This window comes from Citrobacter sp. wls829, from assembly GCF_005280825.1.
GTDB lineage: Bacteria > Pseudomonadota > Gammaproteobacteria > Enterobacterales > Enterobacteriaceae > Citrobacter > Citrobacter gillenii.
On sequence record NZ_SZWP01000076.1, the window covers coordinates 1 to 20,160 of the forward strand.

At 54.4% G+C, this 20,160-nt stretch carries 16 protein-coding genes and 2 pseudogenes; 11 read left to right on the plus strand and 7 right to left on the minus strand.

Going from position 1 to position 20,160, the window contains the following annotated elements; translation table 11 throughout:
* Both FDW88_RS22580 and FDW88_RS22585 read right to left on the minus strand, forming a co-directional pair.
* Positions 1–184 (minus strand): annotated as a pseudogene (locus tag FDW88_RS22580) (hypothetical protein); the annotation flags it as partial.
* Positions 171–410 carry a hypothetical protein gene (locus FDW88_RS22585; protein ID WP_212732611.1) on the minus strand — a complete coding sequence of 80 codons (240 nt, stop codon included), beginning with the start codon at positions 408–410 and terminating at the stop codon, positions 171–173. The pseudogene FDW88_RS22580 and the gene FDW88_RS22585, both read right to left, overlap by 14 nt.
* Between FDW88_RS22585 and FDW88_RS17330 the strand changes: the two genes are divergently transcribed.
* Positions 409–966: a recombinase family protein gene (locus FDW88_RS17330; RefSeq protein ID WP_137363041.1), complete on the plus strand. Its 558-nt coding sequence runs from the start codon at positions 409–411 to the stop codon at positions 964–966. The genes FDW88_RS22585 and FDW88_RS17330 overlap by 2 nt on opposite strands.
* Before the next feature lie 212 nt (positions 967–1,178).
* Here FDW88_RS17330 and FDW88_RS17340 read toward each other — a convergent pair whose 3' ends face one another.
* A complete protein-coding gene (locus FDW88_RS17340; RefSeq protein WP_137363042.1) occupies positions 1,179–2,027 on the minus strand; it encodes a MurR/RpiR family transcriptional regulator in 849 nt (282 codons plus the stop codon).
* Between the two features lie 116 nt (positions 2,028–2,143).
* Between FDW88_RS17340 and murQ the strand changes: the two genes are divergently transcribed.
* Genes murQ through tadA form a run of 4 tightly spaced genes read left to right on the plus strand, consistent with a single transcriptional unit; the run spans position 2,144 to position 5,604 of the window.
* The gene (murQ, locus tag FDW88_RS17345; RefSeq protein ID WP_137363043.1) at positions 2,144–3,037 is read left to right on the plus strand and encodes an N-acetylmuramic acid 6-phosphate etherase; all 894 of its coding nucleotides are present in this window, start codon (positions 2,144–2,146) and stop codon (positions 3,035–3,037) included.
* Between the two features lie 9 nt (positions 3,038–3,046).
* Positions 3,047–4,411: a PTS transporter subunit EIIC gene (locus FDW88_RS17350; protein WP_115257755.1), complete on the plus strand. Its 1,365-nt coding sequence runs from the start codon at positions 3,047–3,049 to the stop codon at positions 4,409–4,411.
* A gap of 3 nt (positions 4,412–4,414) precedes the next feature.
* Positions 4,415–5,050 carry a phosphatidylglycerophosphatase C gene (gene yfhb / locus FDW88_RS17355; protein ID WP_096756134.1) on the plus strand — a complete coding sequence of 212 codons (636 nt, stop codon included), beginning with the start codon at positions 4,415–4,417 and terminating at the stop codon, positions 5,048–5,050.
* A gap of 17 nt (positions 5,051–5,067) precedes the next feature.
* A complete protein-coding gene (gene tadA / locus FDW88_RS17360; protein ID WP_096756135.1) occupies positions 5,068–5,604 on the plus strand; it encodes a tRNA adenosine(34) deaminase TadA in 537 nt (178 codons plus the stop codon).
* Between the two features lie 55 nt (positions 5,605–5,659).
* Here the strand turns inward: tadA and mltF are convergent, their stop codons facing one another.
* Positions 5,660–7,210, minus strand: coding sequence for a membrane-bound lytic murein transglycosylase MltF (gene mltF, locus FDW88_RS17365; protein ID WP_117343491.1), 1,551 nt, complete (start codon positions 7,208–7,210; stop codon positions 5,660–5,662).
* 268 nt (positions 7,211–7,478) lie between these two features.
* Between mltF and purL the strand changes: the two genes are divergently transcribed.
* From purL to glnB, 5 genes are all read left to right on the plus strand, one after another.
* On the plus strand, positions 7,479–11,366 hold the full coding sequence (purL, locus tag FDW88_RS17370) for a phosphoribosylformylglycinamidine synthase (RefSeq protein WP_137363044.1): 3,888 nt from the start codon (positions 7,479–7,481) through the stop codon (positions 11,364–11,366).
* Positions 11,367–12,053: 687 nt separating this feature from the next.
* Entirely contained in the window at positions 12,054–13,484 is a 1,431-nt protein-coding gene (gene qseE / locus FDW88_RS17380; protein WP_137363055.1) for a two component system sensor histidine kinase QseE/GlrK, read from the plus strand.
* A 23-nt stretch (positions 13,485–13,507) separates the two neighbouring features.
* Complete coding sequence (qseG, locus tag FDW88_RS17385) at positions 13,508–14,251, plus strand: two-component system QseEF-associated lipoprotein QseG (protein WP_137363056.1); 744 nt, start codon at positions 13,508–13,510, stop codon at positions 14,249–14,251.
* Positions 14,251–15,585, plus strand: a complete 1,335-nt coding sequence (gene glrR, locus FDW88_RS17390; RefSeq protein WP_304571763.1) for a two-component system response regulator GlrR — start codon at positions 14,251–14,253, stop codon at positions 15,583–15,585. Before qseG ends, glrR begins: the two co-directional genes overlap by 1 nt.
* A 68-nt stretch (positions 15,586–15,653) precedes the next feature.
* The gene (gene glnB / locus FDW88_RS17395) at positions 15,654–15,992 is read left to right on the plus strand and encodes a nitrogen regulatory protein P-II (protein ID WP_002438074.1); all 339 of its coding nucleotides are present in this window, start codon (positions 15,654–15,656) and stop codon (positions 15,990–15,992) included.
* On the opposite strand, the pseudogene FDW88_RS22855 reads toward glnB, so the two are convergent.
* A pseudogene (locus FDW88_RS22855) lies at positions 15,989–16,084 on the minus strand (hypothetical protein); the annotation flags it as partial. The gene glnB and the pseudogene FDW88_RS22855 sit on opposite strands and share 4 nt — an antisense overlap.
* 4 nt (positions 16,085–16,088) lie before the next feature.
* Positions 16,089–17,279 (minus strand): NO-inducible flavohemoprotein, encoded by a 1,191-nt coding sequence (hmpA, locus tag FDW88_RS17400; RefSeq protein WP_115257760.1) that lies wholly within the window; start codon positions 17,277–17,279, stop codon positions 16,089–16,091.
* A gap of 326 nt (positions 17,280–17,605) precedes the next feature.
* Here hmpA and glyA point away from each other — a divergent pair, with 326 nt between their 5' ends.
* Entirely contained in the window at positions 17,606–18,859 is a 1,254-nt protein-coding gene (gene glyA, locus FDW88_RS17405; RefSeq protein WP_115257762.1) for a serine hydroxymethyltransferase, read from the plus strand.
* 92 nt (positions 18,860–18,951) lie between these two features.
* Here glyA and hcaD read toward each other — a convergent pair whose 3' ends face one another.
* Positions 18,952–20,154, minus strand: coding sequence for a phenylpropionate dioxygenase ferredoxin reductase subunit (hcaD, locus tag FDW88_RS17410; RefSeq protein ID WP_137363046.1), 1,203 nt, complete (start codon positions 20,152–20,154; stop codon positions 18,952–18,954).
* Positions 20,155–20,160 lie beyond the last annotated feature (6 nt).

The following is a 20,160-nucleotide window of genomic DNA, read 5'->3' on the forward strand; positions in this document are numbered from 1 at the left end:
TGACCTGCTTATTCGCACCTTCCCTAGGCCAAGCATATGTTTCAGATGGTAATTCAGGAGCATTTGTAAGACTTGCTACTGCTGTTCGCATTGACCAAAAATTACCAGTATAGTGAGCAATAACAACGGCTAATGCTGCAAATCCTCTCAAAGTATTGACAAAGTCAATTCTATTTCCTTGCATTTTCTTTCTCTTCGGGTGAATTTTCAATATCTATTGAATCACTCGCAATGGAAGTAATCAACTGCTTAATGAGATGCCCCATTCTGCAGCGGTACGCTCCCAGCGCGTTCCACTTTGATGATGTGGTGGTGACCACGCCCATCTTAAAGCAACCTTTTTTAAAACCCTCAAGCATCTGGCGATCTCTCGCCGTTTCTCCTGTTTTCATAACAGGAGAAATACCCATGATTTACGGCTATGCCCGAGTATCAACAAACCATCAGGACACCGAACTTCAGCGACTTGCTCTCGAAGCGGCTGGGTGTGATCACATCGTCGAAGAGCATGCCAGCGGGAGAAAATCGAACCGCCCTGTACTGAAGCGGTTAATCGCTGCTATGCAGGCAGGGGATGAGTTGGTGGTATGGAATCTGGACAGGATTGGGCGTAACGTTTTACACGCGCTGCTGATGTTTCAACACCTGCAAGAAAGCGGGGTTAACTTCCGCAGCATCACTGACGGCGTCGATCTTCGCACGGCTAGCGGACGTTACAATTTCAGAAATATTTTATCCGCAGCACAGTATGAATCCGACCTTAATAGTGAACGTACCTTAGCTGGCTTGGCCGTAGCTAGAGCAAAAGGTCGTGTGGGTGGGAGGCGGCCGAAATTTACTAATGAAGAATGGGAAGAAATGGGGAGGCTAATCGCAGCTGGTGCAAGCCGCCAATATATTTCCGGTGTGTACGGAATAGGGATATCAACGCTGTACAAGAAGTTCCCTGTAGCTGAATCTCTTTAAAATTTGTGTTGCTGGGCTTTTGTTGAAAATTTTTTCCTCACAAAACTCAGCAACGCAATCAGTAACACATGATTTTATTTTATTGAAATTATTGATGTTTATGTATGTTGTTCCACATATCGCAATTGATACACTTTTTAGTGATTAACAGGGCCATCAGGAAACTCTCAAAACATCACAAATCGGGCGGGCATTATACGCGCATTCTTTGCTCAAACCAGTTTTTTTACCAGCGCTTCGCTGTGGCGGATCCGCTCCGGGGCATGTTCGAGATCTTGCTGCACCAGCGCCATAAACAGTAAATCAGTCAACATCATTTGCGCATGCGTTGATGAAATTGCGGCACTGCGCGTGGCCTGTTCTTCGGCAATGGTGTACAGGCAACGGGTGGCTCGCTGCTGCAGGGCATTGGGAGTAAAACCAGTGATGGCGAGGATTTTTGCCCCGGTGCGTAATGTTTCATCCGCGGCCAGATTGAGTTCGCGTCGCTCTCCGCTATACGAAATGGCCAGCAGCAGATCGTTTGAATCCAGCGCCTGTACGGTCGCCAGCAGGGCATGCATATCGCGTTCAACGACCGCATTAAATCCTATCTTCAATAGCTTCCAGGCAAAATTTTGCGCCACCAGGCCCGAGGCGCCAATGCCGGTGAGGATCATGCGCCTGGCTGTGCGCAGCATCGTGACGCTTTCCATTAGTTTGTCTTCGCTATTGACGTCCAGCGTGGCATGCATCGCTGCTACGTTCTCCTTAATTAGCTTCTCACCTACCAGTCGCATAGGATCGTCACCGCGGATCTGATTGTGCACCGGAACCGAATGCGGATTGGGATTGCTGGCCAGCGCTTCGCTGATCGCCAATTTGAGGGCAGGGAAGCCTTTAAAGCCCATTTTCTGCGCGAACTTCACGACGCTGGACTGGCTAACGCCCGCTTCAAAAGCTAACTGCTGAGAGCTGAGATGACGCACATTATCTGGTTGCGTAAGAAGATAATCCGCAAGCTTTTTATCGCTTTGTGCGAGGTCAGGGTAACGCTGACGAATGCGAATCAAACAGTTCATGCTGTCTCCTGGCGAAAATGTGATGGCGATTACAAAACAACATTTCACTCGCCTGAGTGAATATAATATTCCATTATGACGGATTATTATGAATTAAAAATTCCTAAGGAACAAAAATGAATCTCGGTGCGTTAGTGTCAGAAACCCGCAATCCACAAACGATGGATCTCGATGCGTTATCCACGCTTGAGCTGGTACATCGTTTTAATCAACAGGATACGCTGGTAGCGGAAGCAGTAAAAGCGACACTGTCTGAAGTTGCGCATGCGGTTGATGCGGCTGCGCAGGCACTTAAAGCAGGCGGGCGGATTATTTACATGGGGGCAGGGACCAGCGGACGTCTCGGCGTGCTGGATGCCTCAGAATGTCCGCCAACTTTTGGTGTACCGCACGGATTAGTGGTCGGGCTGATTGCCGGTGGGCCAGGGGCGTTATTAAAAGCGGTTGAAGGCGCAGAAGATAACTCGCAGCTTGGGGAAGATGACCTGCGGGCGCTGAATCTGACCGCGCAGGATCTGGTTGTCGGTCTGGCGGCATCGGGTCGGACACCGTATGTGATTGGCGGCCTGAAATATGCGCATGCGGTGGGCTGTACGACGGTCGCGATTTCCTGTAATCCGGACTCACCTATTGCCCGCGAAGCGGATATCGCCATCTCTGTGGTGGTTGGTCCGGAGGCGCTGACCGGTTCAACCCGTCTGAAGTCGGGCACCGCGCAGAAACTGGTGCTAAATATGATTTCCACCGGTGCGATGGTGAAGTATGGCAAGGTGTATCAGAACCTGATGGTGGATATGAAAGCGACCAACGCCAAGCTGGTCGATCGGGCCTGCCGGATGGTGGTGGAAGCCACCGGCATTTCGCGCGAAGACGCTGAAACGTTACTGAAGCAGACCGATTTTGACGTTAAGCCCGCCATTCTGATGGCGCTGACCGGGCTAGACGCGACGGCAGCCAGGGCAAAACTCTCCGCTCACCAGGGTTTTTTACGCGCGGCGTTAGAACACTAAGAGGTACATATGGACAAAACGGCGGCGCTTGCTAGCGATATTCTGCTGGGGGTTGGCGGAGAAAAAAATATTCTGCGCCTGGAAAACTGTATGACCCGCGTCAGGGTAGAAGTCCAGGATGACGACCAACTGGATATTCCCCGGCTGAAGCAGCTGCCCGGCGTCAGCGGCTATGTGAAGCAGGGGGCGCAGCATCAGATTATTGTCGGTCCCGGTAAGGCCGCCAAAGTGGTGGATGCCATGCGTTCTCTGATTGCTGATGACGGCGAACGTCCGCATGCACACGACATTGAACGCACAAAATCTCAGGTGAAAGCGAAGTACAAAGCGCCAATGAGCGATGCGCTGCGTAAACTGGCAAACGTCTTTATTCCGCTGATCCCGGCGTTTATCGCCTCCGGTTTGATTACCGGTATTATCAATATCCTCAAGCGCCCTGATATTGTGGGCGACTTTGCCACCCATTATCCCAATATGCTGGGGCTGTTAGGTATTTTCGGCAGCGCCGTTTTTGCCATCATGAATATTCTGGTGGGGGTGAATACGGCCAAAGTGTTTGGGGGTTCGCTGGCAATGGGCGGCGTAATGGCCGGCATTCTCTCCAGCCCACAGCTAGCGCAAATTACCCTGTTTGGCGAGGCGCTACAGCCCGGGCGTGGCGGGGTGATTGCGGTGCTGCTGGTGGTGGCGTTAATGTGCTGGATAGAGCGCAAATTCCGCGAGGTGTTGCCGGAATCGCTGGAGTTGATCCTTAATCCGTTGCTGACTACCCTGATTACCGGGACGATTGCGATTGTGGCGCTACAACCGCTCGGTGGCTGGATCTCCGAGTCCATTGCCCACGGCGCCTCCTGGGCGATTGATCGCGGCGGTTTCCTGGTCGGCGCGGTGCTGGCGGGAACGTTCCTGCCGCTGGTGCTCACCGGACTCCATCAGGGGCTGGTGCCGATTCACGTGGAACTGGTGCAGGCGCATGGCTATAACGCGCTATTTCCCATCCTGGCGATGGCCGGGGTCGGTCAGATTGGCGCCGCAATTGCTGTTCTGATGAAAACCCGTAACGCACGACTGAAAAAAGTGATCAAAGGCGCGCTGCCGGTCGGGTTACTGGGCATTGGCGAGCCGTTGATTTTTGGCGTAACGCTGCCGCTGGGTAAACCGTTTATCGGCGCTTGCCTCGGTGGTGCGGTCGGTGGGGCGCTGATCAGCTACTGGAAAGTGGCGACGGTTATCACCTTTGGTATCTCGGGATTACCGCTGGCGCTGACGATTGTTGCCGGAAAAGTGATGTTCTATCTGTTAGGCTATCTGGTAGCGGTTATCGCCGGGTTCTTGTTTACCTGGCTATTGGGGTTCAACGATCCAGAGGACTAAGGTTTGACCAATCACGAGCGTCGCGTTGTTTTTTTTGATTTGGACGGTACGTTACACCAGCAGGATATGTTCGGTAGTTTTCTGCGTTATCTGCTGCGCCGCCAACCGTTGAATGCGCTGCTTGTACTGCCGCTGTTACCGATTATCGCGGTGGCGATGTTGATCAAAGGGCGCGCCGCCCGTTGGCCAATGAGTTTGCTCCTGTGGGGATGCACTTTTGGTCGGCGAGAAGCACGCCTTAAAGCCCACCAAGCTGATTTTGTGCGTTGGTTTCGCCATCACGTGACGGCGTTTCCGCTGGTGCAGCAGCGCCTGACCACCTATCTGTTAAGCTCTGATGCGGATATTTGGCTGATCACCGGTTCCCCGCAGTCGCTGGTCGAGCAGGTTTACTTTGACACCCCGTGGCTGCCTCGGGTGAATCTTATCGCCAGTCAAATGGCGCGCGGTTACGGTGGCTGGGTGCTGCCTTTACGCTGCCTTGGCCATGAGAAAGTCACTCAACTGGAACGCCAGATTGGCGCCCCGCTGGCGCTGTATAGCGGCTACAGCGACAGTAAGCAGGACAATCCGCTGCTCTCGTTCTGCCAGCATCGTTGGCGCGTCACGCCGCGTGGAGAGCTGCAGCAACTCGAATAGAGTAAACGATAGCGTCTGTGTATAATGCGCCCGCTTTGATTACTGGAGTTCTGCCTTTGTCTGATGTTGAATTTAGCCACGAATACTGGATGCGTCATGCGTTAACGCTAGCAAAGCGCGCCTGGGATGAGCGTGAGGTTCCGGTAGGCGCGGTTCTGGTGCATAACAATCGTGTAATTGGCGAAGGCTGGAATCGGCCGATTGGTCATCACGATCCCACCGCTCATGCTGAAATCATGGCGCTGCGTCAGGGCGGGCTGGTCCTGCAAAATTACCGCTTACTGGATGCCACACTGTACGTCACCCTTGAGCCATGCGTAATGTGTGCGGGTGCAATGGTACACAGCCGTATCGGTCGGGTGGTATTTGGTGCGCGTGATGCGAAAACGGGGGCCGCAGGTTCGTTAATGGATGTACTGCATCATCCGGGCATGAATCACCGGGTTGAGGTGACAGAAGGCATATTGCGTGATGAATGCGCCACCCTGCTCAGTGACTTCTTCCGTATGCGTCGTCAGGAAATTAAAGCCCTGAAAAAGTCCGCCACGGAGTGATTACAGCGGTAGGCCGGATAAGGATTTTAAGCCGCCATCCGGCATGAGCATGCCACTACTTTTCCTCCTTCTTCTGCGGGGAAAACAGCAGTGAAGGGGTGTGCGTCAGATAGTTCGACGAGGTTTGCGAGAGAAACGCTGAGAGCGGAAATTTCTCTTTCCCTAACAACTCTGCGGGCGAAACCGCCGGATAATCCTGCGCCAGTTGCTGCGTTTCGATCGCCTGCTTTTCTTTCTCCTGCAGATATCCCACCAGACTTATCTGATACTTACGGATATTCTCTACGTAGGCATAGGCTTCGTGGCCGCGTGCATAGCCATAGGTCAGTTTTTTGTACCAGGGCTTTTGGCTGAGCAGCGGCAAGCGCTGTTTTACGTCGGCCCAACTGTCCGGGTTACCTTTGGTTTTTACCGTCAGCGCGCGGGCATCCAGCATATGCGCATACCCCATATTATAGGCGGCAAGCGCAAACCAGATCCGTTCGCCCTCGGGGACGGTATCCGGAACTTTACTCATCATATCTTGCAGATAGCGAGCGCCCCCGCTGATGCTTTGCTCGGCGTCGGTTCGGTCCGTTAATCCCAGACTCTGGGCGGTATTTTTGGTCAGCATCATCAGACCACGTACGCCGGTCGGCGAGGTGGCCTGCGCATCCCAGTGCGATTCCTGATAAGAGATGGCCGCCAGCAATCGCCAGTCTATCTCTTGCGCATATTTCTCAAACAGCGGCTTGAGATCAGGCAATACGCTGTCGACCGCCCGTAAAAACGTGCGGGTATCAACATAGTCAAAATCATTGCCATGCCCGAGATATTTTTCTTCCAGCCGCGCCAGTAACCCGTCTTCATTGATGGTGTTAAAGAAATCCAGCAGGGCGGCGGAAAGTGTATTGTCATCGTCCAGCGGGCTAAACCAGGTCACCGGTTGTTCGTCAGAGACATCCAGTGCGACGGCCAGTTCAGGGTGTACGCGCTGATACAGACTGATCGCTACGGAATCGGCAATGGTGTAGTCCAGCTTGCCGTTGATGACATCATCGAGCAATTCCGTGGTGCCCTTTTTATCATCGACCTTCCAGCTCAGCTCAGGAAATTTTGTTTCTTTCAGGTGTTGCAGGTCGTTCACCACCACGTGCCCGGGGGCGATAGTCAATTGTTTATCTGTCACGTTGGCCAGGGTGCGTGGACGATATTGCCCGACCCGATACACCAGTTGCTGGGAAACCGAGTAGTAGGTGGGGCCTGGCTGGTAATTTTTGACCCGTTCGCTGTTATAGACCAGACCGGCGGCGAGCAGATCGGCCTTGCCGTTGTCGAGGTCGTCAAAAAGCTGGCTGATGTTCTGGCGCACGGTGATTTTTAACTTCACGCCTAAATAACGGGCGAACTGTTGGGCCAGCTCATAATCCAGCCCGAAGCGTTTCCCGGTAAGAGTGGAATGCGTTAACGGAGAGTCAATGGTACTGACGCGCAGCTCTCCCCGCGATTGAATGGCGGCGATACGATTGTCGGCTTTACCGAACCAAGGAATGGATGGCCACAAGGCCGCTGCCAGCAGCAACGTCAAAATGCCGATAAACAGATAATTAATCTTTAATTTTTTCAATTAGTTAATTCTCTGAACCGTGCGTTGTTTCAGCCTGCTATGCTCGCGATTAAGAAGTGAATTCATCATCAATGAGCGGCATTTTGCTTAAACTTGCGTCAGTTGGCAACTCCTTCAGAAGGGGGGCAGCATTTGAGGATAACTGACGGTTGTGATTTTATTTCGACGCAAACGGTTTCGTCGGCGCGGCAGATTCTTTATAATGACGCCCGTTTCCCCCCTTGCGCACACTTATAAGCGCCTCAGGCGCTTCGAAGACGAGAGACTTATGATGGAAATTCTGCGTGGTTCGCCTGCACTGTCTGCATTCCGTATTAACAAATTGCTGGCGCGTTTTCAGGCGGCCAATCTTCAGGTTCACACTATTTACGCCGAGTATGTCCATTTTGCTGACCTGAATGCCCCGTTAAACGAGGATGAGCATGCGCAACTTGCACGCTTGTTGCAATACGGTCCGAGTCTCAGCAGCCACGTCCCTGAGGGCAAGCTGCTGTTGGTTACGCCTCGCCCGGGAACCATCTCCCCCTGGTCTTCTAAAGCGACTGATATTGCCCATAACTGCGGCTTGCAACAGATTAGCCGTCTGGAACGTGGTGTTGCCTACTATGTTGAAGCCTCCACGCTAAGCGCTGAACAGTGGCAGGAAGTAGCTGCCGTGTTACACGACCGCATGATGGAAACGGTTTTCTCTGTGCTGGACGATGCACAAGCGTTGTTTGCTCATCACCAGCCGGCGCCGGTTTCTAGCGTTGACCTGCTGGGTGCAGGTCGCCAGGCGCTGATCGACGCGAACCTGCGTTTGGGTCTGGCGCTGGCAGACGATGAAATCGACTATTTACAGGATGCGTTTATCAAACTGGGACGCAACCCGAACGACATCGAGCTGTACATGTTTGCGCAGGCCAACTCTGAGCACTGCCGCCATAAAATTTTTAACGCCGACTGGGTAATCGACGGTAAACCGCAGCCGAAGTCGCTGTTCAAGATGATTAAAAACACCTTCGAAACCACGCCGGATCACGTCTTGTCTGCCTATAAAGACAACGCGGCAGTGATGGAAGGCTCTGAGGTCGGGCGCTACTTCGCCGATCATCAAACCGGTCGTTATGATTTCCATCAGGAGCCTGCGCATATCCTGATGAAGGTCGAAACCCACAACCACCCGACCGCTATCTCTCCATGGCCGGGCGCAGCAACTGGCTCCGGCGGTGAAATCCGCGACGAGGGTGCGACCGGGCGTGGCGCGAAGCCGAAAGCTGGGCTGGTGGGTTTCTCCGTGTCCAACCTGCGTATTCCGGGCTTTGAACAGCCGTGGGAAGAAGATTTCGGCAAGCCGGATCGGATCGTTACCGCACTGGATATCATGACTGACGGCCCGCTGGGCGGCGCGGCGTTTAACAACGAATTCGGTCGCCCGGCGTTGACCGGCTATTTCCGTACCTATGAAGAAAAAGTGAATAGCCACAACGGTGAAGAGCTGCGCGGCTATCACAAACCCATCATGCTGGCCGGTGGGATCGGCAACATTCGCGCCGATCACGTGCAGAAAGGCGAGATCGTCGTCGGTGCGAAACTGATCGTCCTCGGTGGTCCGGCAATGAACATCGGGCTTGGCGGCGGGGCGGCGTCTTCAATGGCCTCCGGCCAGTCCGATGCCGATCTGGATTTTGCTTCCGTACAGCGCGACAACCCAGAAATGGAACGTCGTTGTCAGGAAGTGATCGACCGCTGCTGGCAGATGGGGGATGCGAACCCGATTCTGTTCATCCACGACGTGGGTGCGGGCGGTCTGTCTAATGCGATGCCTGAGCTGGTCAGTGACGGTGGACGCGGCGGTAAGTTTGAGCTGCGCGATATCTTAAGTGATGAGCCAGGCATGAGTCCGCTGGAGATCTGGTGTAACGAATCTCAGGAGCGTTACGTCCTGGCGGTTGCTGCAGATCAGTTGCCCCTGTTTGACGAACTGTGTAAGCGCGAGCGCGCACCGTATGCGGTAATCGGTGAGGCCACCGAAGAGCAGCATCTTTCGATGAATGACCGTCATTTCGATAATCAGCCGATCGACCTGCCGCTCGATGTGCTGCTGGGCAAAACACCAAAAATGACCCGTAATGTGCAAACGCTGAAAGCGAAGGGCGAGCAGCTTGCGCGTGAGCAGATTACGCTGGCCGATGCGGTCAACCGCGTGCTGCACCTGCCTGCCGTCGCAGAAAAAACGTTCCTCGTAACCATCGGCGACCGTACCGTCACCGGCATGGTAGCGCGCGACCAAATGGTCGGGCCGTGGCAGATCCCGGTAGCGAACTGCGCAGTGACCACCGCCAGCCTGGATAGCTATTATGGTGAAGCGATGTCTCTCGGTGAGCGTGCGCCGGTTGCGCTGCTGGACTTCTCTGCCTCTGCCCGTCTGGCAGTGGGGGAAGCGCTGACCAACATTGCGGCGACGCAGATTGGCGATATCAAACGTATCAAGCTCTCCGCAAACTGGATGGCGGCAGCCGGCCACCCTGGCGAAGATGCCGGGTTGTACGAAGCGGTCAAAGCGGTAGGGGAAGAGCTATGCCCGGCGCTTGGCCTGACTATCCCGGTGGGTAAAGACTCCATGTCGATGAAAACCCGCTGGCAGGAAGGCAACGAACAGCGTGAAATGACCTCGCCGCTGTCGCTGGTGATCACCGCGTTTGCCCGTGTGGAAGATGTCCGTCACACCATCACCCCTGAACTCTCAACCGAAGACAACGCCCTGCTGCTGATTGACCTCGGTCTGGGTCATAACGCGTTGGGTGCGACTGCACTGGCGCAGGTCTATCGCCAACTGGGCGACAAACCGGCGGATGTCCGCAACGTTGCGCAGCTGAAAGGCTTCTATGATGCCATGCAGGCGCTGGTTGCTGCGCGTAAGCTGTTGGCCTACCACGACCGTTCTGACGGTGGTCTGCTGGTGACGCTGGCGGAAATGGCCTTTACCGGTCACTGCGGTATTCAGGCGGATATCAGCACGCTCGGCGATGACCGCCTGGCGGCACTGTTTAACGAAGAGTTAGGTGCGGTGATTCAGGTTCGCGCGGCGGATCGTGAGGCGGTAGAAGCGCTGCTGGCACAGCATGGCCTCGGCGACTGCGTTCACTATGTTGGCCAGGCTGAAGCCAGCGACCGTTTTGTGATTACTGCTAACGGTCAGACGGTGTTCAGCGAAAGCCGCTCCACGCTTCGTATGTGGTGGGCAGAAACCACCTGGCAGATGCAGCGTTTGCGCGACAACCCGGAATGTGCCGATCAGGAACATAACGCCAAAGCCAACGATACCGATCCCGGTCTTAACGTAAAACTGTCGTTTGATATCAACGAAGACGTTGCAGCCCCGTACATCGCCACCGGCGCACGCCCCAAAGTGGCCGTGCTGCGCGAGCAGGGCGTTAACTCTCACGTTGAAATGGCTGCGGCGTTCCACCGTGCGGGCTTTGACGCCATCGACGTTCACATGAGCGATCTGCTGGGCGGGCGCATTGGTCTGGGGAATTTCCAGGCGCTGGTGGCCTGTGGCGGCTTCTCTTACGGTGACGTATTAGGTGCCGGTGAAGGTTGGGCGAAATCCATTCTGTTCAACAACCGCGTGCGTGATGAGTTTGAAACCTTCTTCCATCGCCCGCAGACGCTGGCGCTCGGGGTGTGTAACGGCTGTCAGATGATGTCTAATCTGCGTGAACTGATCCCGGGTAGCGACCTGTGGCCACGTTTTGTGCGTAACCACTCCGATCGCTTTGAAGCGCGCTTTAGCCTGGTAGAAGTAACGCAAAGCCCGTCGCTGTTGCTGCAGGGTATGGTGGGTTCCATGATGCCGATTGCCGTTTCTCACGGTGAAGGGCGTGTGGAAGTCCGTGATGATGCGCATTTGGCGGCACTGGAAAGTAAAGGTTTGGTGGCGTTACGTTTCGTCGACAACTTTGGCAAGGTCACCGAAACCTATCCGGCTAACCCGAACGGTTCGCCAAACGGGATCACGGCGGTGACCACCGAAAATGGCCGCGTAACGATCATGATGCCACATCCGGAACGTGTGTTCCGCACGGTGAGCAACTCCTGGCACCCGGAAAACTGGGGCGAGGACAGCCCGTGGATGCGCATCTTCCGTAACGCGCGTAAACAACTCGGCTAACACGACCGTGTGATGTTCAAGGCCCCTCCACGTGAGGGGCTTTTTTTATGTTGTAGGTCGGATAAGGCGTTTACGCCGTCATCTGGCAATGTGCGCGATACTGCCTGATGGCGCTGCGCTTATCAGGCCTACGGGGAAGAGCGGTTGTAGGCTGGATAAGGCGTTTACGCCGCCATCCGGCAATAAACTCAGTGTTTGCGCCGCAAAATTAAAGTGTCGGGAATTCCCGACATCGAGGGTAGGGTGGTGTCGTCAAAAAGAGACATTTAATTAATTGATTTATAAGTGTTTTGCTTTTAAGTGCTACAGGTGTTGCTAATTAGCGACACATGGCGCAAAAAACAGCCAAAACCATTCATCGATTAAATGAATATATTTTGTATATTTATCATTGTGTTAATATAATGTTTTGAATATTGGCACGCTTGCTGCATAATACTAAGCAGTGGCTCATTCACCTTCTTATGTCAGCCCCTTCGGGACGCGCTACATAAACTTCGAATGACGCACAACAAGGTGCCTGCCGTCCAACTTCTGATATTTGCCTTGCGCATATCAAACTCCGGGCGAAACGTCGAGTTAGGCACCGCCTTATTCCATAACAAAGCCGGGTCATTCCCGGCTTTGTTGTATCTGGCGTTCCCCTCAGTTAGCATCGTCCTATCCCTTTTCGTTGAGAGTAACGCCTTGAAGCGCTGGTCTGTTTTCCCCCGGTCTTTACGTCAGTTGGTTACGCTGGCATTTTTGCTGATCCTGCTGCCTCTGTTAGTTCTGGCCTGGCAGGCATGGCAAAGTCTGAATGCCCTAAGCGCCCAGGCGGCACTAACCAACCGCACCACGCTGATTGACGCCCGGCGGAGTGAGGCGATGACTAACGCGGCACTGGAGATGGAACGCAGCTATCGGCAATACTGCGTGCTGGATGACCCGACACTGGCGAAGGTTTATCAGGGGCAGCGTAAACGTTACAGCGATATGCTGGATGCCCATGCGGGTGTGTTGCCTGACGTCAAACTCTATCAGGCGCTTCGCCAGGATCTGAACGATCTCGCGCAGTTGCAGTGTCAAAACAGCGGCCCCGACAGTGTGGCGGCTGCACGTCTTGAGGCTTTTGCCAATGCCAATACCGAGATGGTGCAGGCCACGCGAACCGTGGTCTTCTCGCGCGGCCAGCAGCTGCAACAAGAAATTGCTGAACGTGGTCAGTTCTTTGGTTGGCAGGCGCTGGTACTGTTTCTCGTTAGCCTGGCGATGGTGCTGCTGTTCACGCGGATGATCATCGGTCCGGTAAAATCCATTGAACGAATGATCAACCGCCTGGGGGAAGGCCGCTCGCTGGGCGATACCGTATCGTTTACCGGTCCGCGAGAGCTGCGATCGGTGGGGCAGCGTATTATCTGGCTGAGTGAGCGCCTGTCGTGGCTTGAATCTCAGCGGCATCAATTTTTACGCCATCTTTCACATGAACTCAAAACGCCGCTGGCGAGCATGCGTGAGGGAACCGAACTGCTGGCCGATCAGGTCGTTGGCCCACTGACGCCGGAACAAAAAGAAGTTGTCGGCATTTTGGATGACAGCAGCCGTAATCTGCAAAAACTGATTGAGCAACTGCTTGATTACAACCGCAAGCTGGCCGATGACGCGATTCAACTGGAAAGGGTTGAAATCGCGCCGCTCGTGGAGAGAGTGGTTTCTGCACATAGTCTGCCCGCGCGCGCCAAAATGATACATACTGATGTGGCGCTGGCAGAAAGCGCCTGTCTGGCAGAGCCGGTGCTGTTAACGAGCGTGCTGGACAATCTTTATTCCAATGCGGTGCACTATGGTGCTGAATCCGGTACCATTTGCATCCGCAGCAGCTTGCATGGTGCGACGGTGTACATTGACGTAATGAATACCGGCGAGCCGATTCCGCCAGCAGAAAAAACCATGATCTTCGAGCCTTTTTTCCAGGGAAGCCATCAGCGAAAAGGGGCGGTAAAAGGAAGCGGATTAGGACTCAGTATCGCCAGAGATTGCATCCGCCGTATGCGGGGGGAGCTGTACCTGGTCGACGATTATGCGCAAGGCGTTTGTTTTCGCATCGAACTGCCGCTATCTGCAATGAAAAACCATTAAAAATGAATCTAAGTCTGGTGAGTATGCCACACGTTGTTGTCCGAATGCTTAAACGACATTTTTTCCGCCGCGCATTATTGCTAAGCTTGCCGTGCCTGGCGCTGGTGGGGTGTGTGCCGAACGCGGTGGATCATATTATCGGCGATCCTTCACAGGAGAAAATTCCGCCCCATCAGTTGGCGGATTACCTTTCAACCGAGTGCGCAGATATCTGGTCACTGCAGGGGCAGTCTACGGACAGCAATCCGTTGTACTGGCTGCGTGCCATGGACTGTGCTGACCGCCTGATGCCAGTTCAAGCCCGTAGTGAAGCCAGTACCCAGCTCACTGACACCTGGCAGGGCGCGTTTAAGCGCGGGATCCTGCTCGCCAGTGCCAATATCACGCCGCCGGAAAGACGAGATGTGGTGACGCGACTTGATGCGCTCAGTCCGCAAATTCCGGCGCAGGTACGGCCGCTGTATCAGGTCTGGTTTAGCGGCCAAACTCTGCAGTTACAGTTGGCCGAAGAGCGCATGCGCTACAGCAAACTTCAACAGTCGTCAGACAGCGATCTTGATACGCTGCGTCAGCAGCAACAGCATTTGCAGACGCAGCTCGATCTCACTACCCGCAAACTGGAAAATCTGACCGATATTGAGCGTCAGCTTTCCACGCGCAAGTCTGCCGGCAGTTACAATCCTGATGCGCTGCACGGGAATGAAAAACTCTCCACACCTGACGATGCCGGGGGCACCGGGTCCTTGAGCGAGGAGGTAACGCCATGATAAGCCGTAAACCCGCACATTTGCTGCTGGTCGATGACGATCCGGGATTGTTGAAATTACTCGGCATGCGTTTAACCAGTGAAGGCTACAGCGTCGTGACGGCGGAAAGCGGGCAGGAAGGGTTACGGGTGCTTAACCGTGAAAAGGTGGATCTGGTCATCAGCGATCTGCGCATGGATGAAATGGACGGCATGCAGTTGTTTACCGAAATCCAGAAAGTCCAGCCGGGTATGCCGGTTATTATCCTGACCGCGCATGGTTCAATTCCGGATGCGGTAGCTGCAACTCAGCAGGGCGTGTTTAGTTTTCTGACCAAACCGGTCGATAAAGACGCGTTATACAACGCCATTGACGGGGCGCTGGAACAATCTGCCCCGGCGACCGATGACGGCTGGCGCGAATCGGTTGTCACCCGCAGCCCGTTGATGCTGCGTCTGTTAGAGCAGGCGCGTATGGTGGCGCAATCGGACGTCAGCGTGCTGATTAACGGCCAAAGCGGTACCGGCAAAGAAATTTTTGCCCAGGCTATCCATAACGCCAGCCCGCGCGGCAGCAAACCTTTTATTGCGATTAACTGCGGCGCGTTGCCGGAACAATTGCTCGAGTCCGAGCTGTTTGGTCATGCGCGTGGCGCGTTTACCGGGGCGGTGAGCAATCGTGAGGGGCTATTTCAGGCCGCCGAGGGCGGGACGCTGTTTCTGGATGAGATAGGCGATATGCCCGCGCCATTGCAGGTGAAATTGCTGCGTGTGTTGCAGGAGCGTAAAGTTCGCCCCCTTGGCAGCAACCGTGATATCGACATTGACGTGCGGATTGTCTCCGCAACGCACCGCGACTTACCCAAAGCGATGGCGCGGGGCGAATTCCGTGAGGATCTCTACTACCGCCTTAACGTGGTGAGCCTGAAGATCCCGCCGCTGGCTGAACGTACGGAAGACATTCCCTTGCTGGCAAACCATCTGCTGCGTCAGTCCGCTGAACGGCACAAACCGTTTGTGCGCGCATTCTCGACCGATGCCATGAAGCGTTTAATGACCGCCAGTTGGCCGGGCAACGTGCGTCAACTGGTCAACGTTATCGAACAATGCGTGGCGCTCACCTCATCGCCAGTGATCAGTGACGCGCTGGTGGAGCAGGCGCTGGAAGGTGAAAATACCGCCTTGCCAACCTTTGTTGAAGCGCGTAACCAGTTTGAACTGAACTACCTGCGTAAGCTGCTGCAAATAACCAAAGGCAACGTGACCCACGCAGCGCGAATGGCGGGGCGCAACCGCACCGAATTCTATAAATTGCTTTCTCGACATGAGCTGGATGCAAACGACTTTAAAGAGTAGCACCGTAAATACGACTGATTTATGATACGGTGAGCAGCCGGTTACGCGATAAAAACGACAGGAAAACCATGAAAAAGATTGATGCGATTATTAAACCCTTCAAGCTCGACGACGTCCGCGAAGCGCTGGCAGAAGTGGGCATTACCGGTATGACCGTAACGGAAGTGAAAGGCTTTGGCCGTCAGAAGGGCCATACCGAGCTATACCGTGGTGCGGAGTACATGGTGGATTTTCTGCCGAAGGTAAAAATTGAAATTGTGGTTACCGACGACATCGTGGATACCTGTGTCGATACCATTATTCGCACGGCTCAAACGGGTAAAATTGGCGACGGTAAGATTTTTGTCTTTGACGTGGCACGCGTGGTGCGTATCCGTACTGGCGAAGAAGACGACGCAGCAATTTAAGCCGCGCCGTGCTTGCCGGATGGCGGTGTAAACACCTTATCAGGCCTACAAAACCCCGTAGGCCTGATAAGCGCAGCGCCATCAGGCATGACGTAATTACAGGACTTTATGCGGACCGAAGCATTCGTAATGAATATTCTCGTTCTTCACACCCAGACCGATCAGCTGCTTCGCGGCAAACTGCATAAAGCCGACCGGACCGCACAGATAAAACTGCATCGCCGGATCGCTGATTGCACCTTCCAGTTTATTCAGATCCATCAGGCCCACGCTGTCATACGCGCCTTTTTCACGGTCTGCTTCATTCGGTTCACGATACCAGGTGTGGGCACTAAAGCGCGGCAGTGAGTTGCCCAGCTCATTCACTTCATCAGCAAAGGCATGCACATCGCCGTTTTCTGCCGCGTGGAACCAGTTTACCTGCGCCGTGTGTCCGGCTTTCGCCAGTGTATCCAGCATTGCCAGCATCGGGGTCTGACCAACGCCTGCGGAAATCAGCGACACTGGAGTATCGGTGGCGACATCCATAAAGAAATCGCCTGCCGGTGCGGCTAAATGAACGATGTCACCGACTTTCGCATGGTTATGCAGCCAGCTTGAAACCTGACCGCCGTCTTCACGCTTAACTGCAATGCGGTAGCCCTTGCCATCCGGTTTGCGGGTCAGAGAGTACTGACGAATTTCCTGATGCGGGAAACCTTCCGGCTTAAGCCAGACGCCCAGATACTGGCCCGGATGGTATTCAGCCACCGCACCGCCGTCGACGGGTTCAAATTCAAAGCTGGTAATTAATGCGCTACGCGGCGTTTTTGCCACAATGCGGAAGGGACGGGTACCTTCCCAGCCGCCATTTTTGTTGGCGTTCTCACTGTAAATCTGCGCTTCGCGGTTGATGAAGACGTTAGCCAGCACGCCATACGCTTTACCCCAAGCGTCCAGCACTTCTTGCCCTGGGCTGAACATCTCGTCCAGCGTTGCCAGCAGGTGACCGCCCACGATGTTGTACTGCTCAGGCTGAATCTGGAAGCTGGTATGCTTCTGGGCAATTTTTTCGACCGCAGGCAACAGCGCCGCCAGGTTGTCGATATTGCTGGCGTAAGCGGCGATAGCGTTAAACAACGCTTCACGCTGATCGCCATTACGCTGGTTACTCATGTTGAAAATTTCTTTGAGTTCTGGGTTATGCGTAAACATGCGATCGTAGAAATGGGCGGTCAGTTTCGGGCCGGTTTCGACCAGCAGGGGAATAGTGGCTTTCACTGTAGCGATGGTTTGTGCGTCAAGCATACGGTCTTCCTTTATCTGAGGCTTTAATGATGTATGTCAAATGCATCTTATAAAAAATACCCCTGCATTGTAAATGGTTCTTTGTAACTTTGCGTTGTAAAGGTTACAACTTGAAAAATCTGCATCACAAACCTGAAAAGAAATCCGTTGAAATTTGCCATGTCATTATTCTCCAAAGCCTTGTGTGCTGTGAAGGTAATCGTTTGCGTAAAATCCTTTGTCAAGACCTGTTATCGAAGATTGATTCGGTTATACTGTTGGCCGTCGTCCAACAGGACTGCCTTTTTAGGCCGAAATTCTATTGTTAGCTGAGTCAGGAGATGCGGATGTTAAAGCGTGAAATGAACATTGCCGATTATGATGCCGAACTGTGGCAGGCTATGGAGCAGGAAAAAGTACGTCAGGAAGAGCACATCGAACTGATCGCCTCCGAAAACTACACCAGCCCGCGTGTCATGCAGGCGCAGGGTTCTCAGCTGACCAACAAATACGCTGAAGGTTATCCGGGCAAGCGCTACTACGGCGGTTGCGAGTATGTGGATATCGTTGAGCAACTGGCGATTGACCGCGCGAAAGAGCTGTTTGGTGCCGACTACGCTAACGTCCAACCGCACTCGGGTTCTCAGGCTAACTTCGCGGTCTACACTGCGCTGCTGCAGCCGGGCGATACCGTTCTGGGTATGAACCTGGCGCAAGGCGGTCACCTGACTCACGGTTCCCCGGTCAACTTCTCCGGCAAACTGTACAACATCGTCCCTTACGGCATCGATGAATCCGGCAAGATTGACTATGAAGACATGGCTAAGCAGGCTCAGGCCCACAAACCGAAGATGATTATCGGTGGCTTCTCTGCGTACTCCGGTGTGGTTGACTGGGCAAAAATGCGTGAAATCGCTGACAGCATCGGTGCATACCTGTTCGTCGACATGGCACACGTTGCCGGTCTGATTGCTGCAGGCGTATACCCGAACCCGGTTCCGCATGCACACGTTGTTACCACCACGACCCACAAAACCCTGGCGGGTCCGCGTGGCGGCCTGATCCTGGCAAAAGACGGCAGCGAAGAGCTGTACAAAAAACTGAACTCCGCTGTGTTCCCAAGCGCACAGGGCGGCCCGCTGATGCACGTGATCGCGGCAAAAGCTGTGGCGCTGAAAGAAGCGATGGAGCCAGAGTTCAAAGTTTACCAGCAGCAGGTTGCGAAAAACGCCAAAGCGATGGTTGAAGTGTTCCTGAACCGTGGCTACAAAGTGGTTTCTGGCGGCACTGAAAACCACCTGTTCCTGCTGGATCTGGTCGACAAAAACTTGACCGGTAAAGAAGCCGATGCGGCGCTGGGCCGTGCGAACATCACGGTTAACAAAAACAGCGTACCGAACGATCCGAAGAGCCCGTTCGTGACCTCCGGTGTCCGTATTGGTTCTCCGGCAGTGACCCGTCGCGGCTTTAAAGAAGCGGAAGTGAAAGAACTGGCTGGCTGGATGTGTGACATTCTGGACAACATCAATGATGAAGCCACTATCGAACGCATTAAAGCCAAAGTGCTGGATATCTGCGCTCGCTTCCCGGTTTACGCATAAGTCATACGGATTGCCGGATGGCGGTGTAAACACCTTATCCGGCCTACATATGAGTTACTTGTAGGCCGGATAAACACAGTGCCATCCGGCAGTTATATCGACTTAAGCGTCACCGTCTCATCAAGTAAAGCCGCTAACAGCGGCTTTTTCTTTGCCTGAATCCACTTGCGCAGCTGCCGCATTTCTCGTCCCTGGTTGAGCGTTACCGCGCCGACTATCACCTCGTTTTGCAGGTTAAACCAGATAGCCTTGCCGTCATCTGGACTGCCGCGAACGACCCACCCATCACTACGCATATCGCCAATAAACTGCAGGTTGTCGCTGAACTGATCGGTCCAGAACCAGGGCGGAGGTAGCGTCGGGAGTGTCAGCCCCAGCATGGCTGCCGCGGCCGTTTGCGCCTGATTATTGGCGTTTTCCCAGCTTTCGCAACGTTGCAGCGTACCGTCTGGCGAACGCTGTACTGCCACATCTCCGGCGGCAAAAATGTTCGGATCGACGGTTCTGCACGACGCATCAATGATAATGCCGTTTGCCACATCAAGACCCGCATCACGGGCAAGCCCGTCGTTGGCGACAATCCCGATACCGTAGATCACGCTATCAACCTGAAGCTGTTCGCCACGTTGCAGCGTGAGGGCGATGCGTTCCCCGCCAGCCACCTGTTCAATCGCATTATTCAGCAGCAAATGTACGCCAGCCTGCTGGTGGCGGGCGGTCAGATAACGTTGTATCGGCGGCGGCGCGTTGCGGCCCATCACCGTGGCTGCCAGTTCAATGACGGTGACCTGACAACCGCGCTGCGTGGCGCTGGCAGCCAGCTCAAGTCCGATGGTTCCGGCTCCGACAATGGCGATCGACTGCCCGGGGCTGAGCGCGTCTCGCAGACGCGCTGCATCTCCGGCGTGGCGCAGCGTGAAGCCGCGGTCACCGAGCGTATCCAGTAATGGGAACGGGCGTGCCGCTGCGCCTGTGGCAATCAGTAATTGATCCCACGGGTAGGTCTGTCCGTCAGCCAGTACCAGCGTTTGCGTTTCTCGCCCGAGCGTTTGAACGGTGACGCCCAGATGCAGCTGAACATTATTATCCCGCCACCAGTCTGCGTTCAGCACCGGCTGCAGCTGCGGCACGTCGTCCAACAGCATGGTTTTGGAAAGTGGAGGGCGTTCGTAGGGCAGATGCGGTTCATCGGAAAACAGATGGATCTCGCCGTCAAACCCCTGTTGACGCAGTGCGGCTGCCGCCATTGCCGCGGCCTGTCCGCCGCCGACAATGGCGATGATATTGTGGTACATAATGCC

What these genes read in the sequence shown, in the direction of transcription:
- FDW88_RS17350 (WP_115257755.1), top strand. Translation starts at nt 3,047, where the DNA reads ATGGACAAAACGGCGGCGCTTGCTAGCGATATTCTGCTGGGGGTTGGC.
- hmpA (WP_115257760.1), bottom strand. Translation starts at nt 17,279, where the DNA reads ATGCTTGACGCACAAACCATCGCTACAGTGAAAGCCACTATTCCCCTG.
- FDW88_RS17340 (WP_137363042.1), bottom strand. Translation starts at nt 2,027, where the DNA reads ATGAACTGTTTGATTCGCATTCGTCAGCGTTACCCTGACCTCGCACAA.
- glnB (WP_002438074.1), top strand. Translation starts at nt 15,654, where the DNA reads ATGAAAAAGATTGATGCGATTATTAAACCCTTCAAGCTCGACGACGTC.
- murQ (WP_137363043.1), top strand. Translation starts at nt 2,144, where the DNA reads ATGAATCTCGGTGCGTTAGTGTCAGAAACCCGCAATCCACAAACGATG.
- FDW88_RS22585 (WP_212732611.1), bottom strand. Translation starts at nt 410, where the DNA reads ATGGGTATTTCTCCTGTTATGAAAACAGGAGAAACGGCGAGAGATCGC.
- FDW88_RS17330 (WP_137363041.1), top strand. Translation starts at nt 409, where the DNA reads ATGATTTACGGCTATGCCCGAGTATCAACAAACCATCAGGACACCGAA.
- qseG (WP_137363056.1), top strand. Translation starts at nt 13,508, where the DNA reads ATGCCACACGTTGTTGTCCGAATGCTTAAACGACATTTTTTCCGCCGC.
- purL (WP_137363044.1), top strand. Translation starts at nt 7,479, where the DNA reads ATGATGGAAATTCTGCGTGGTTCGCCTGCACTGTCTGCATTCCGTATT.
- hcaD (WP_137363046.1), bottom strand. Translation starts at nt 20,154, where the DNA reads ATGTACCACAATATCATCGCCATTGTCGGCGGCGGACAGGCCGCGGCA.
- glyA (WP_115257762.1), top strand. Translation starts at nt 17,606, where the DNA reads ATGTTAAAGCGTGAAATGAACATTGCCGATTATGATGCCGAACTGTGG.